This window comes from Pararhizobium capsulatum DSM 1112 (assembly GCF_030814475.1).
GTDB classification, from domain to species: domain Bacteria; phylum Pseudomonadota; class Alphaproteobacteria; order Rhizobiales; family Rhizobiaceae; genus Pararhizobium; species Pararhizobium capsulatum.
The window spans coordinates 1,903,818-1,917,092 of the sequence record NZ_JAUSVF010000001.1; the positions used below are offsets into that span (position 1 = coordinate 1,903,818).

The following is a 13,275-nucleotide window of genomic DNA, read 5'->3' on the forward strand; positions in this document are numbered from 1 at the left end:
GCCATCGGCGGAATCAGTCGGACAAGGCCTTGAATCGAAATGCGAACCGACAGGGTGCATCATGAAGGTCATCGGATTGAACATTCACCCACTGAAGAGCGGCAGGGCGATCCCCCAGACGAGCGTCGATATCGATATCGACGGTTTGCGTGGCGATCGTCGCTTCATGCTTACCGATCCCGATGGCGGTTTCATCACGCAGCGCGAGTTGCAGAGCCTGGCGCAGGTCGAGGCAAGCCATGTCCCCGGCGGCGTTGCCCTCGCCATGAACGGCCACAAGCTTACTGCCATCTTCGATCCGACCAAACGCCTGGATGTTCGCGTCTGGTCGAGCGACGTCAATGCTGCCGTTGCAGCCGATCATGTCAATACGACACTTTCGGGCTGGTTCGGACGCCCGGTGAGGCTCGTTTTCATGGATGCGCAGGCAAACCGTGCAGCGGGGGAGGAATGGGCCGGCGAGGCCGCCCCGGTCGGTTTTTCGGACGGATTTCCCGTGCTGATCACCACCATGGCGTCGCTTGCCGATCTCAACGTCACGCTGATATCCAAGGGGCAGGAGCCGGTCGGCATGGATCGCTTCCGCACCAACATCCTCGTCGACAATGACGAGCCGTGGGAAGAGGATTTCTGGGAAAGCGTCGAAATCGGCGGCATCGTCTTCGATCTCGTCAAGCCCTGTGCCCGCTGCATCATGACGACGCAGGACCAGATGACCGGCGAGCGCATCGGCGGTAACCCCATCCAGGGACTGGCCGAGAAGCGCATGTCGGCTGACCGTCGCGTGCCGGGCGTGCTCTTCGGCTGGAACGCCGTGCCGCGCACAACAGGCAAGCTCGGGCTCGGTGCGGAGGTGAAAATTCTGAAGCATCGGGAAGAGCGCTGGCCGATGAAAATTCGCGCTTGATCATCCAGAGAAAGCGCCTGTCCAGTTGTGGCCACACCCGGAATCGCGGCAATCGATCAATTGCCTTGATCCAACGGTCATTTAATTTCGCTTTTTAGCCTCTGCTTGACGGCGTAATCTGCCGCCTCATGTCAGTGACGAGTGCCCGGATCGGGTGCCCGATCGATCCGGAGACTTTTCATGTCGGCTGTATCCTCATCCACCACGCCAGCGAGCGTCGATCGCGCGACGATGCCCTGGCTGATCATCGTCTCCGGCTCCATCGTCGCGATGCTCACATTCGGCCCGCGCTCGGCGATGGGCTTCTTCCAGCTGCCGATGCTTGCCGACACCGGCTGGGACCGCACCACCTTCGGCCTTGCCATGGCGCTGCAGAACCTGTGTTGGGGTCTCGGACAGCCCTTCTTCGGCGCCATCGCCGACAAATACGGTACCTGGCGTGTGCTCGCCATGTCCGGCATTCTCTACGCCTGCGGTCTCGTTATGATGGCCTTTGCCACCGCGCCGATCTGGCTGCATATCGGCGGTGGTGTGCTTGTCGGGCTCGCTGTCGGTTCCGGTTCCTTCGGCATCATCCTCTCGGCCTTCGCCCGCAACGTCACGCCGCAGCAACGCTCCATGGCCTTCGGCATCGGCACGGCCGCGGGCTCCGCCGGCATGTTCCTGTTTGCGCCGCTCAGCCAGGCCTTGATTTCCACCTATGGCTGGCAGGATAGCCTCGTCTATCTCGGCGTGCTGATGCTTCTGGTGCCGCTGGTCGCCATTCCGCTGCGCGGCAATGCTTCTTCCGGTTCGCAGAAGGAAGTGCAGTACAAGCAGTCGATCGGCGAGGCGCTGAAGGAGGCGCTGAGCCACAAGAGCTATCTCTTGCTCGTCTCAGGCTTCTTCGTCTGCGGTTATCAGGTCGCCTTCATCACTGCCCATTTCCCGGCCTATATCGGGGATATCGGCATCGATGCCCGTTACGCTGTGATTGCGCTGGCGTTGATCGGCTTCTTCAACATCATCGGTTCGCTCTCGTCAGGCGTGATCTCGCAGAAATATTCCAAGCCCTATTTCCTGTCGCTGATCTATATCGGCCGTTCGATTGCGGTCGCCGCCTTCCTGCTCCTGCCGCAGTCGCCGCTGTCGGTCATCATTTTCGCCATCGTCATGGGGCTGCTCTGGCTCTCCACGGTGCCGCCGACCAATGCGCTGGTCGCCATCATGTTCGGCACCCGCCATCTCGGCCTGCTCGGCGGCATCGTTTTCCTGTCGCACCAGATCGGCTCCTTCCTTGGTGTCTGGATGGGCGGTTATCTCTACGATCACTTCGGCTCGTACGATCCGGTCTGGTGGCTGGGCGTGGCGCTTGGCATCTTCGCCGCCATCGTCCACTGGCCGATCCAGGAAAAGGCGGTCGTCCGTCCGGCCATGGCCTGATCGCAAATTTGCCTCCCGATGAAAATTCGGGAGGCGATCTTGAAAACCGTCACAAAACTTTCTAAATCGACATCACCGGCAGCGCCGGTTTTCTTTTGGTCCTATTATGCTCAATTTGAGCAAAATAGATCTCCGCCGGAGGGGCGGAAGAAAGTGGGAGCGATGAGCGTCGTCGAAAACATCAGCGGCACCGGCACTTTGAAGCCGATCACCGCGGCCGAGCGCTTCGGCATCATCGAGCGGCCGGACCTGAGCTTCACGCCAGCCATCGCTGCCGAGACGGAACATCTCTACCAGCGCGTCAAGGATTTCATCCCAGCCTTCGAATGGCCGGTTTATGCGCCCTACGTCGCCGCCATCAACCGGCTGAAGAGGGAGCGCAACGCCGTCATCCTCGCCCACAACTACCAGACGCCGGATATCTTCCATTGCGTCGCCGATATCGTAGGCGATTCACTGCAACTGGCGCGTGATGCCACCAAGGTCGATGCCGAGATCATTGTGCAGTGCGGCGTGCATTTCATGGCCGAGACCTCCAAGCTGCTCAACCCCGAAAAGACCATCCTGATCCCGGATGCGAAGGCTGGCTGCTCGCTGTCGGAGTCGATCACCGGTGCCGACGTGCGTTTGCTGAAGCAACGCTACCCAGGCGTGCCTGTCGTCACCTACGTCAACACGTCGGCCGATGTGAAGGCGGAGACCGATATCTGCTGCACCTCGTCCAACGTGCTCGCCGTCGTCGAAAGCCTTGAGAGCGATACCGTTCTTTGCATCCCCGACGAGTATCTGGCGATGAACGTCGCCAAGCAGACCAACAAGAAAATCCTGACCTGGAAGGGCCACTGCGAAGTGCATGAGCGCTTCACGGCTGCCGAATTGCTCGCTTACAAGGATGCCAATCCCGGCATCGAGATCATCGGCCATCCCGAATGCCACCCGGACGTGATCGCCGTCTGCGATTTCGCCGGCTCCACCGCCGGCATGATCAACTACGTCAAGGACAAGCGGCCGCCGCGCGTGCTGCTCGTCACCGAATGCTCTATGGCCTCCAACATCCAGGCGGAGATCGAAGGGGTAGAGTTCGTCAAGCCGTGCAATCTCTGTCCGCACATGAAGCGCATCACGCTGCCGAAGATCCTCGACAGCCTGTTGTTCATGACGGAGGAGGTGCTCGTCGACCCGGCCATCGCCGACCGCGCCCGCCTTGCCGTCGAGCGGATGGTAAACTTGAAGCAGTAGTATCGCCTTTGCGGTCGAAAAGTTGTTCGGGAGGAACAATGACACGTGCTGGATATTGTGCTCGGAGCGCCCCACTTGCTCCCTCTTCTCTCCAGCGGGGAGAAGGTGGCGCGCAGCGCCGGATGAGGGGGACCGGTGGCTCAGAATGTGCGGCAAAGACCCCCTCATCGCCTCGCATGCGCTCGGCACTTCTCCCCGTTTGGGAGAAGAGGGAGATCGCTTCGGTTCTCTTCGCCCCAACGACGACCGTTTCCATTGAAGTCGAGATTCTCTTGGGTAGGCGGAAGGCAATGCCATGCTGACCGACAATTTCCGCCCGCAATCCTTCAACGGCATTGACGATATCGTCATCGTCGGCGGCGGCCTCGCTGGCCTGTTTTGCGCCCTGAAGCTTGCTCCGCGCCCTGTCACCATCCTTGCCGCCGCGCCGATCGGTCATGGAGCATCGTCTGCGTGGGCGCAGGGCGGCATCGCGGCTGCGATGAGCCCCGGCGATACGGTCGACAAGCATGTCACCGATACGCTGGTTGCTGGTGCGGGCATCGTCGATGAGAAGATGACACGCATGATGGTCGCAGAAGGCCCGGCGCGCATCCATGACCTGCTTGAATACGGCGTGCCCTTCGATCGCGACCTCGAAGGCAAGCTCGTACTCTCACGGGAAGCCGCCCATTCCGAGCGCCGCATCGTTCGCGTCAAGGGCGACATGGCCGGCAAGGCAATCATGGAGGCCCTCATCGCTGCCGTACGCAAGACGCCGTCGATCCGGGTGCTCGAAGGTTACGTCGTCGAAGACCTCGTGCGCGAAGGCCGCTTCATCGCCGGTGTCATCGCAAGGCCGGATGCCGGCCAGTCGAAGAAGCGCGTGTCGTTCCCCGCCCGTGCGGTCGTGCTGTGCTCGGGCGGCGTCGGACATCTCTTCTCGGTGACAACCAACCCGACTGAAGCCTGCGGGCAGGGCGTCGGCATGGCGGCGCGCGCCGGCGCCATCATCGCTGATCCCGAATTCGTACAGTTTCACCCGACCGCCATCAACATCGGCCGCGATCCGGCGCCACTGGCAACCGAAGCTCTGCGCGGTGACGGGGCGCATCTGATCAATTCTGCCGGGCAGCGTTTCATGCTCGATATCCATCCGGATGGTGAGCTGGCGCCCCGAGACATTGTCTCCCGCGGCGTCTTTGCCGAGGTCCAGGCCGGGCGCGGCGCCTTTCTGGATTGCACAAAGGCGGTCGGCGCGCATTTTCCCGAAATGTTTCCAACGGTTTATGCCTCCTGCATGTCAGCCGGTATCGATCCCGTAACGCAACCGATCCCGGTGGTGCCGGCGGTGCACTATCATATGGGCGGCGTCCTGACCGATGCCTCGGGGCGCACCTCGATCGACGGGCTCTGGGCGGCAGGCGAGGTGACCTCCACCGGCGTCCACGGTGCCAACCGGCTTGCCTCCAATTCGCTTCTCGAAGCCGTGGTCTTTGCCGCGCGCATTGCCGAGAACATCAAGGGCATGTTGCCGGAGCCGATGATCACCGACTGGGGCGGCAACGCCGGCGAAAACGACGACCCCGTCACCATCGAGGATAGCCCGGCCTTGATGCGGCTGCGGCGTGTGATGAGCGAGCATGTCGGCGTGATCCGCAGTCGGGAAGGGCTGATGCGGGCTATCCGCGAGATCGCGGCGCTGGAACGGGAAAACAGCCGCCTGCGCTTCACCAATATCCTCGCCACGGCAAAGCTGATGACCGCCGCCGCCCTGCAGCGAATGGAAAGCCGGGGCGGGCATTATCGCTCTGACTGGCCCGAGCAGAGGGCCGAATGGAAGCATCGCACTTTCCTGACACTTTCCGATGCCGAAAGCGTCATCGCGGAGGTCGCGGAACGGGAGCTGGCCTAAAGCTTCCTGGAGTTTGTCAGGGAAAAGTGGAAACCGGTTTTCCCGAAAAGACAAACGGAAACAAAAGAATCGAGAGGATGTCTGGCTCATTCTGAACCAGACATCCTCCAGGGCCGCCTTTTCTGGAACCAACAGAGATATGACCATGACAGTGACACCGCTTCGCCCCGAACTGCCGGCCCTCATGGTCGAGGAGCAGGTTCGTCTTGCACTTCTGGAGGATCTCGGCCGCGCTGGCGATATCACCACCTATGCGACCATCGCCCCCCATTTGACGGCGGCGGCCGAGATGACATCGCGTGAAGCGGGCATCATCGTCGGCCTGGAACTGGCGAGAACCGCATTCCGCCTCGTTGATCCGACGATCCGTTTCGAGGCGATGGTTGCCGATGGCGACCGGGTTTCGCCGGGAACGGTGCTTGCCCGTATCAACGGTCCGGCCCGCGGCCTGCTCTCGGCTGAGCGTGTCGGCCTGAATTTCATGATGCATCTCAGTGGCGTTGCAAGCTACACGGCCTCCTTCGTCGCGGAGATCGCCCATACCCGTGCCCGCGTCTGCTGCACGCGCAAGACCATCCCCGGCCTGCGCGGGCTGGAAAAATATGCCGTGCGGCTCGGTGGCGGCTCGAACCACCGCTACGGCCTCGACGATGCCGTGCTGATCAAGGACAACCATATCGCCGTTGCAGGCGGCGTGGCGAGCGCAGTGGAAGCGGCGCGTGCCTATTGCGGCCATCTCGTCAGGATCGAGATCGAGGTGGATGGGCTGGAGCAGATGCGCGAGGTGCTGACCGCGAGCCCCGACGTCATCCTGCTCGACAATATGGGACCGAACCTGCTGCGCGAAGCGGTTGACATCAACGCGGCGCACTGGTCGCTCGACACACAAGCCTATGCCGCCGATCCGCGCCGCACCAAGCTCGAAGCCTCTGGTAACGTCAATATCAGTACGATCCGCGCCATCGCCGAGACCGGCGTCGATTACATATCCACGTCGAAGATCACCATGGCTGCGCCGACGCTGGATATCGGCCTGGACATCGTCATCTCCTGATCTTGCCGGAACCGGGTGTTCCTCCATGCGTTGGGCTCTTGAATGCTCAACTCTGGAGGAAGACCCGGTGAACAGAATTCTTGCGACGATACTATTTGCGGCATGTTGCGGTTTTCCGGCCGCGGCACAGCAATCCTCACAGACGGCTGCAGCCAATTTTGTCGGCAAGGATGGCAAGGAGGCAGGACGTGCGGCCCTGACGGCCGGCAAGGACGGCGTGCTGATCGAAGCCGAAGTTACCGGCCTGCCGCCCGGTACCTGGGTTGCCTTCCATATCCATGAAACCGGCGAATGCGATGCAGCGCATGGTCACGAATCGGCCGGCGGCCACTTCAATCCCGGCAAGACCGAACACGGCTTTCTCGCCGCCAATGGTCCTCACGCTGGAGATATGCCCAATCAGTATGTCGGTGCGGACGGCGTGATGCGGGCGCAGGTGTTCAACAGTTTCGTGCAGCTTGACGACGAGAAGATCGGTATCCGCGGCCGAGCCTTGATAGTCCACGCCAAGTCCGACGACAACCGCAGCCAGCCGTCCGGCGATGCCGGAGAGCGGCTTGCCTGTGCGCCGATCAAGTAAGCCCGCCGCGGCCAACCGTCCCCTGATCTGCGCTACTCAGACGAGTTCTTCGAGCGGCGCGGCATTGTCCGGCACGACCGTATAGAAGGTCCGCCTGGTCCGCTCCAGCATGTCGCGCGTCGTTGCCCACCAGTTGCCCGTCGGCACCCAATAGCGCAATGTCAGGGTTGTCGTATCCGTGCCAAGCTCCGAAATGAACGCCGATGGCGGGGGCGTCTGTTCGACCCGTTGGTCGGCGTTGGCCATTTCGATCAGCTGTGCCTTGGCCGCCTCCATATCGACGCTGTTGCCCACCACGACCGCCAGATCGTGCCGACGCACCCGCTCGCGGCTGTAGTTCGTGACCGGCACATTCCACAGGATCGAGTTCGGTGCCAGTCGGTAGAGGCCGTCGGCGGTGCGCAATTCGGTGGCAAACAGGCCGACCTCGGTCACCGTGCCGCTGACTGCGGGCGTCTCGATAGACTCGCCAACGCGAAAGGGCCTCAGCACCAGCAGCATGATGCCGGCGGCGATATTCTGCAGCGTGCCTTGAAGAGCCAGGCCGATGGCGCCGAGGGCCGCGATGATCGATGCCGTCTGAACACCGAACTGTCCGAGCACGGTGATGAAGACGAGGATCAGAACGACATAGCGGATGATGCTCGAGAAGAAACGCGCAAGCGTCTCGTCAATCCCCTTGATGCACGAAAGGCCGGAACAGGCCCAGTTGTGCAGGAGGCGCGAGATCGCCCAGCCGAGAAGGAGCAGCAGGACGGCGCCGATGACCGAGAAGGAATATTGCACCGCCAGTGCGCTTGCCTGACTAAGTGCCGTTCTGGTGGCGATGATTACGTCGGTTGCCTGCTGTTCCACGCTGTCTTCCGTCCTTGCTGCCGTCCTGAAGGTCAGGGAGGTGGAGCAGGGATCAACCCCGAAAGTTGTCAGCGGCCGCCGAGTTTCAGGCCGGGAGCAGGTCGTTCGCCCAAAATCTGGCGGCGGAAGCGGAAGAGAGCTGCCGGCCTGCCGCCCGTCGCTGCCGACATAATGCCCGTCGGCTCGACGAGCTCTGCGCCTTCGACCAGCCGACGGAAATTCTGCTTGTGCAGATGCCGCCCTGAGATCGCCTCGACGGTCGCCTGCAGGTCCGTGAGTGTGAACTCCGGCGGCATCAACTCAAAGATCACCGGCCGGTATTTGATCTTGCCGCGAAGCCGGGCAATGGCGGTTGCCGCGATGCGGCGATGGTCGTGGCGCATGGCAAGACCCACGGGCGAGGGGCGGCCAGCGGTCGGAAGCTTGCGATCATCGGTGTGACCGTCGGCCAGTGCCTCTGCCACGAGGCCCGCCTCGTAAAGAAGTTCATATCGCTCCAGCACCCGCTCCTCGTCCCAGGGGAAATCGCCAAGCCCGAACGCGAGGCGGATGCGGGTTCGCCTTTGCGGCAGGCCGACGCCGTCATCGGTGCTGCCACGGGCCTCCCATTGCGCAAGCGCCGGGAGAATCACCTTGTCAAGCACAGCCGGCCTGCCTTGCCGCCAATCTTCCCAGGGCAGATAGGCATACCAGTCGCGCCAGTGCGCGCCCGCGTCGGCGAGCCGGGCATTGTTTTCGGCGTCTGTGCGGGTAAGGGCGAGATATCCGACGGAGACCATATGCGTGGCGATTTCGCCGGGAAGCCGCTGCCGGCCGCGATCGCCAAAGGTGTAGAGCTGCTCGATATAGCCGAGATCAAGCGCCGTCTGCTGTTCGACGCGGGCGCGAAGGCTGGTTTCGAAAGTGCGGTGGAGTGCGGGATCGAAAGGTCCGAAGGGCAGGGCGTCTCGCGCATCATCTTGGCTGTCACGCGTCGCCTCCTCGATTACGGCGAGAATAAGAGGCGTGCGATTAGCCACTGCAACGATCGCCGCATTGAGACCGATCTCGATCGTGCCAGGATGGTTGTCAGCTGCCATCCGTGCGATCCTCAGGCGAAGAGGGAGCAAGCCGCTCTTCATGTGGCAACCCATCCGCCAAGGGAGAAAAGACGAAGGGCACATTGCCGTCCGTATCCTTGCCGCGACCGATGGCCTTGACCGCAGCGGCAAGCCGGCCTTTTCGCGAAAGCAGGCGGTCGCCGATTTCCACGATCCTTGCATTCGGTGTCGCATAGGGGGAGGCTACCCGTAGGCGTAATGCTAGCTCCGCGTCGTCCTGATCGGGCTCGGCCGCAAGCGCCGCAACCAGCGCAGCGGCAGGCGAGCGTGAAACACCCATCCAGCAGTGAACGAGCAAGGGGGCGCTCCGATCCCAGCCGCGGGCGAAATCGATGATCTCGGCCACATGCTCTTCGCCAGGGGCTACCAGTCCGCCCGTGCCGGCAAAGGTGATGTCGTTCATGCCCAAAAGCAGATGGCGCTCGGCGTGGATGACAGCGGGGCGGTGAAAGCTCTGCTCCTTGGCCACAAGGCTCAACATCTCTCGACAGCCGTGACGAACGGCCATCTCGGCGATTCTCTCCAAAGGTGAAACGACGATGACCGGCATCTCAGGAAACAACGCCAATGGTCGCCCGCTCGGCTTCGATCTCGGCAAAACGCGCTGCAAACAGCCGCTGGGCCTCCATCGCCGGCACCGGAACGATCGGGATCATCTCGCGGGTGATGCCGCGCGGCTGCCCGAAGAATTTTCGAGCTTCGGGGAGTGAAAAACCGGCAAGCAACGTGGCCTCGAAATAGGCAGCGATCTGGTCGGCTTTCTTGATCCTGTCCTTAAGCTCAGGCGCTGTGATGGCTGGCAGTCCGAAGCGCAAGTGAATGGCGCTTTCCAGTCGTGCCTCCACCGTCTTGTAACCGCCGCCGACCACGGCCTTGAAGGGCGAGATCATGTCTCCGATCACATATTCGGCCGCGTCGTGCAGCAGCGCCATCTGGCAGTCTTCCGGGCTGCAATTGTTCTGCCGGCGAAAGATTTCTTCCACCACGAGGCTGTGCTGGGCGACGGAGAAAGCATGCTCGCCATCGGTCTGGCCGTTCCAGCGCGCGACTCGGGCAAGCCCATGGGCAATATCCACCAGTTCGACATCAAGCGGCGAGGGGTCGAGCAGATCAAGCCGTCGTCCCGAAAGCATGCGTTGCCATGCCCGCGCAGACATCAGGCGCTCGCCTCGTCCGAAGCGCTCGGGAAGGCAAGGCCTGTCCATTCCGGCAATGTCAGCGAAACGGCGACAGGACCGCACAGGATCGGCCGGCCTTCGGCAATCGCTTCGCCCGCCTTGTCGATGCGCACGATCGCAAGGCCGTTTTTGCCGGAAACGCTGCCGAGTGTGCCAATCGGCCGGTCATTGACGGTGATCGGCGTGCCGGTTTCCGGCAGTGCTTCGTCTCCCGCCACGATCACCACGCGCCGCCGTGCCGTTCCCCGATGCTGCATGCGCGAGACCACTTCCTGGCCGACATAGCATCCCTTCTTGAAGGAAAGCCCGCCGTTGAGATCGAGCAGCACGTCATGGGGAAAGGCATCCTGCAGCGGATAGTCCGCGCCGGAAATGGCGATGCCGGAGGCAATGCGCAGGTCGTTGTAGGCGTCCGTTTGCCCGGTCGCTTCGGGCGCTTCGCTGTAATGGCGATAAAGTTGTGTTCCCGCCTTGGCGAATCGCCCATCGCGGTATCCGCCGCCAGCTTGCGCCTCGTGGGAGAGCCAGACCGGGGCGGGCGATTGCAGCGAAAGCGTCACGGCCGCGCGCAGCTTGTACATGGTCAGTCGCTTCAGCAGTGCTTCCGCCTGCTCGACGCCGGTTTCCAGTCGCAGGCCGTCGCCGTGGCGCGTTACAACGAAGTCGAAAAAGATCTTTCCCTGCGGTGTCAGCAGCGCGCCCGGCCGGGCTTCATCATCGGCCAGTTGCTGTAGATCGGTGGTGATCAGGCTCTGCAGCAGATCCTCGGCATCCTTGCCCGAGATGGAGATGACGGCGCGATCGGAAAGGGCGAGAGGCTGCATGGACTGTTTATCCTTCTGACGGGATCAAACAGGTAAGACGCCGCGCGTCCCGCGGCAAGTGTCTTGTCTTGCCGTAATGACGACAGCCTCAATCGCCGCCGGTAAAAAACTTCCACTGGCCATCGGGCGTGATGCCGATTCGGTAGAAATTATAGCCACCAAACTCTTCCATACCGGCATAGTCGCCGGCTGTGACCAGCCGGAACAGATCCACCTTTTCCGGCGGGGTGAGTGAATCAAGAGGCTTTTCGGCGAAATAGGGCCAGACATACATCTCGTCCGGCGTTCCCTTGTCGATATTGACGAAACCTGTCGAAAGCAGGTCGAGAAGGATGGCGAGGATTTCCACGCCTTCGCCGTCTCCCGAAAGCCCTTTCAGGGTCGCGATGGGATCGTCCTGCCCGTCGCCGACCTGGGTCTGGGTCGGCCCCTTGCCGAGCAGGGGGCGAAGGCGTTCGATATCGCCGGAAGCGGCGGCCTCGACAATCAGTTCGCGCATCCGGGCTACCGGCGCGGGGATCTTGGAAACGTCCGACAGCACCTCTACAGGCGCGGCCGGAGGTTCATCATCGAGCGCATCGTCCTTGGTGTCGGTGGTGGGTTTTTGGACCAGCGGATCGGGCATCGGGATCTGCAGCGGTGCGACGCCCTGTTCAGGGTCTGCCGCGGGAGGCTCATCCTGCGTTTCGCCGGGGACCGGCTCCACATCCTGCGCGTCACCGGGAACGCGCTTCAGTTCGCTGAGGGCAAAGGCAGGGCTGCTCGGGAAGAAAGGCACCAGAGCGACGGTCGCCAGCAAAAGGGCGCTAAGACCTGCCGCTAGGGGCCGGTTTGCCGTGGTCTGGCGTTTCATGTCTGCCTCGACTTACTGCAGGATCCGTTCCGGAGAAAACTCGCCGGCAAGCATGCGCTCGCGCAGGGAGGTGAGCATTGCTTCTGCACCATCTTCTCCATGGAGGCGAATGGTTTCGCGCATCGCAAGTGCAATCGCCGCATCGGCGATGATTTCGGGCTCGATGCCATCGGCCATACCGTCAGCCCAAGCTTCGTTCTGGTGTTCGAGCGCTGCCTGCATCTTCTCGTGAACGATCATGTCGTCGATGTCGTTAAGACTTGGTTCCATCATACGTTCCATGCAGATCTTACGCTCTTTACCGGTTCCGACACTCATCTCGAAACCACTTCTTACCACTCTCTTAACGACCTTAGCAGCCTTTTCCCAAAACGACACGGGGTCATCGATAAAGAGGTTAATTAATCCTTAATTTCCAAAGCGGGCGACTATTTCTGACGCAAGTGTTGCACCTTCGGCACGGTAGCGGGTGTCTGCGAGCACTGCCGCGGGCGTGCAGGCGGTGTAGACAGAGGCGAATGTCCTGTACCCACGGTTGAAAGCAGCCGTCATGCGCGCGCGCCGCGCCGCTTCGCCGCTGGCCTCCTTGTCCAGGAGGTCCTGCATGGTCTGGCGCCAGTCGTCGGGAGCGGTCGCTTTGCACAACACCCGCAGATAGTGGACGGATCCGAGGATTTCCGAGAGCCTGAGCAGCCTGCCGTCATAGGGCGCGGGTTTTTCCACAGCCTCTGTCGGTTGCGCGGGCGCCGCGGCCTCCTGCGCATGCGCAGACATAGGGTGAAAAACGAGGCTGGCTACCAGCAGTTGACGTATGGCGACGGCGAAAGATGAGTTCATGGCCTGTGGAAACTCCGAATCGCCTCGTCCGGCAAGTCATAGATAGCAAAACCCCTCATCGCGTTGCCGCTCGCTCCAGCTTCTCGATGCAATCGCGCACGCTGTCTGGTGCGGGTAGCGCCGTGATTTCAGCGGCGGTGAACCAGCCGAGCGAAAGCGCGTCGTCGCCGGCGACCGCGATCGTCTGCGAATCAGCTTCAACCCTGAATACCGAAAGGAAAAAATGGCGGGTATCGGGACGGTCAGCCTCGCGTGGCGGCAGATCGTAGGTGGCAAACAGGGTTGCATTGCGCGCTTCAATGCCGGTTTCCTCTTGGAATTCTCGCAGCGCCGTCTCCGCGGGTGTTTCACCCGGCTCCGCCCGCCCACCGGGAAAAGCATACATGTCGGCCGAGGGCGGATTGGCGCGCCGCACGAGCAGGTAGCGGCCATCGCGTTCGAGAATGGCTGAAGAGGCAAGCTGGAGCATGGACAAACTCGATATGCAACCGGAAGAATCGCCCGCCAATTGGCGAAGACATTGACCCAGCAT

15 protein-coding genes are annotated in these 13,275 nt (G+C 61.9%); 6 read left to right on the top strand and 9 right to left on the bottom strand.

All coding sequences use genetic code 11. The features are described 5' to 3' along the window. Window positions 1–61 precede the first annotated feature (61 nt). The 6 genes from QO002_RS09125 (at window position 62) to QO002_RS09150 (ending at window position 7,096) form a co-directional block, all read left to right on the top strand. Entirely contained in the window at window positions 62–907 is an 846-nt protein-coding gene (locus QO002_RS09125; RefSeq protein WP_307228825.1) for an MOSC domain-containing protein, read from the top strand. A 180-nt stretch (window positions 908–1,087) separates the two neighbouring features. Then, window positions 1,088–2,329: an MFS transporter gene (locus QO002_RS09130; protein ID WP_307228827.1), complete on the top strand. Its 1,242-nt coding sequence runs from the start codon at window positions 1,088–1,090 to the stop codon at window positions 2,327–2,329. A gap of 162 nt (window positions 2,330–2,491) precedes the next feature. Further along, entirely contained in the window at window positions 2,492–3,568 is a 1,077-nt protein-coding gene (nadA, locus tag QO002_RS09135) for a quinolinate synthase NadA (protein ID WP_307228829.1), read from the top strand. Window positions 3,569–3,863: 295 nt separating this feature from the next. Further along, window positions 3,864–5,462 carry an L-aspartate oxidase gene (locus tag QO002_RS09140; RefSeq protein WP_307228831.1) on the top strand — a complete coding sequence of 533 codons (1,599 nt, stop codon included), beginning with the start codon at window positions 3,864–3,866 and terminating at the stop codon, window positions 5,460–5,462. Window positions 5,463–5,613: 151 nt separating this feature from the next. Then, window positions 5,614–6,516, top strand: coding sequence for a carboxylating nicotinate-nucleotide diphosphorylase (gene nadC, locus QO002_RS09145; protein ID WP_307233278.1), 903 nt, complete (start codon window positions 5,614–5,616; stop codon window positions 6,514–6,516). A 67-nt stretch (window positions 6,517–6,583) separates the two neighbouring features. Then, a complete protein-coding gene (locus QO002_RS09150; protein WP_307228833.1) occupies window positions 6,584–7,096 on the top strand; it encodes a superoxide dismutase family protein in 513 nt (170 codons plus the stop codon). Between the two features lie 36 nt (window positions 7,097–7,132). Here the strand turns inward: QO002_RS09150 and QO002_RS09155 are convergent, their stop codons facing one another. The 9 genes from QO002_RS09155 to QO002_RS09195 form a co-directional block, all read right to left on the bottom strand. Further along, the gene (locus QO002_RS09155; RefSeq protein ID WP_307228835.1) at window positions 7,133–7,951 is read right to left on the bottom strand and encodes a mechanosensitive ion channel family protein; all 819 of its coding nucleotides are present in this window, start codon (window positions 7,949–7,951) and stop codon (window positions 7,133–7,135) included. 68 nt (window positions 7,952–8,019) lie between these two features. Beyond that, the gene (locus tag QO002_RS09160) at window positions 8,020–9,030 is read right to left on the bottom strand and encodes an NUDIX hydrolase (RefSeq protein WP_307228837.1); all 1,011 of its coding nucleotides are present in this window, start codon (window positions 9,028–9,030) and stop codon (window positions 8,020–8,022) included. Beyond that, window positions 9,020–9,601: a tyrosine phosphatase family protein gene (locus QO002_RS09165; RefSeq protein ID WP_307233280.1), complete on the bottom strand. Its 582-nt coding sequence runs from the start codon at window positions 9,599–9,601 to the stop codon at window positions 9,020–9,022. Before QO002_RS09165 ends, QO002_RS09160 begins: the two co-directional genes overlap by 11 nt. Window position 9,602: 1 nt before the next feature. Continuing rightward, the gene (locus tag QO002_RS09170; RefSeq protein ID WP_307233282.1) at window positions 9,603–10,211 is read right to left on the bottom strand and encodes a YfbR-like 5'-deoxynucleotidase; all 609 of its coding nucleotides are present in this window, start codon (window positions 10,209–10,211) and stop codon (window positions 9,603–9,605) included. Next, window positions 10,208–11,053, bottom strand: coding sequence for a CAF17-like 4Fe-4S cluster assembly/insertion protein YgfZ (gene ygfZ / locus QO002_RS09175; RefSeq protein WP_307228839.1), 846 nt, complete (start codon window positions 11,051–11,053; stop codon window positions 10,208–10,210). The genes QO002_RS09170 and ygfZ overlap by 4 nt, the downstream gene beginning before the upstream one ends. Before the next feature lie 88 nt (window positions 11,054–11,141). After that, the gene (locus tag QO002_RS09180; protein WP_307228841.1) at window positions 11,142–11,906 is read right to left on the bottom strand and encodes a hypothetical protein; all 765 of its coding nucleotides are present in this window, start codon (window positions 11,904–11,906) and stop codon (window positions 11,142–11,144) included. Between the two features lie 12 nt (window positions 11,907–11,918). After that, on the bottom strand, window positions 11,919–12,188 hold the full coding sequence (locus tag QO002_RS09185) for a hypothetical protein (protein WP_307233283.1): 270 nt from the start codon (window positions 12,186–12,188) through the stop codon (window positions 11,919–11,921). 126 nt (window positions 12,189–12,314) lie between these two features. Next, window positions 12,315–12,743, bottom strand: a complete 429-nt coding sequence (locus tag QO002_RS09190; protein WP_370878471.1) for a TIGR02301 family protein — start codon at window positions 12,741–12,743, stop codon at window positions 12,315–12,317. A 55-nt stretch (window positions 12,744–12,798) separates the two neighbouring features. Continuing rightward, window positions 12,799–13,212: an NUDIX hydrolase gene (locus QO002_RS09195; RefSeq protein WP_307228844.1), complete on the bottom strand. Its 414-nt coding sequence runs from the start codon at window positions 13,210–13,212 to the stop codon at window positions 12,799–12,801. Window positions 13,213–13,275 lie beyond the last annotated feature (63 nt).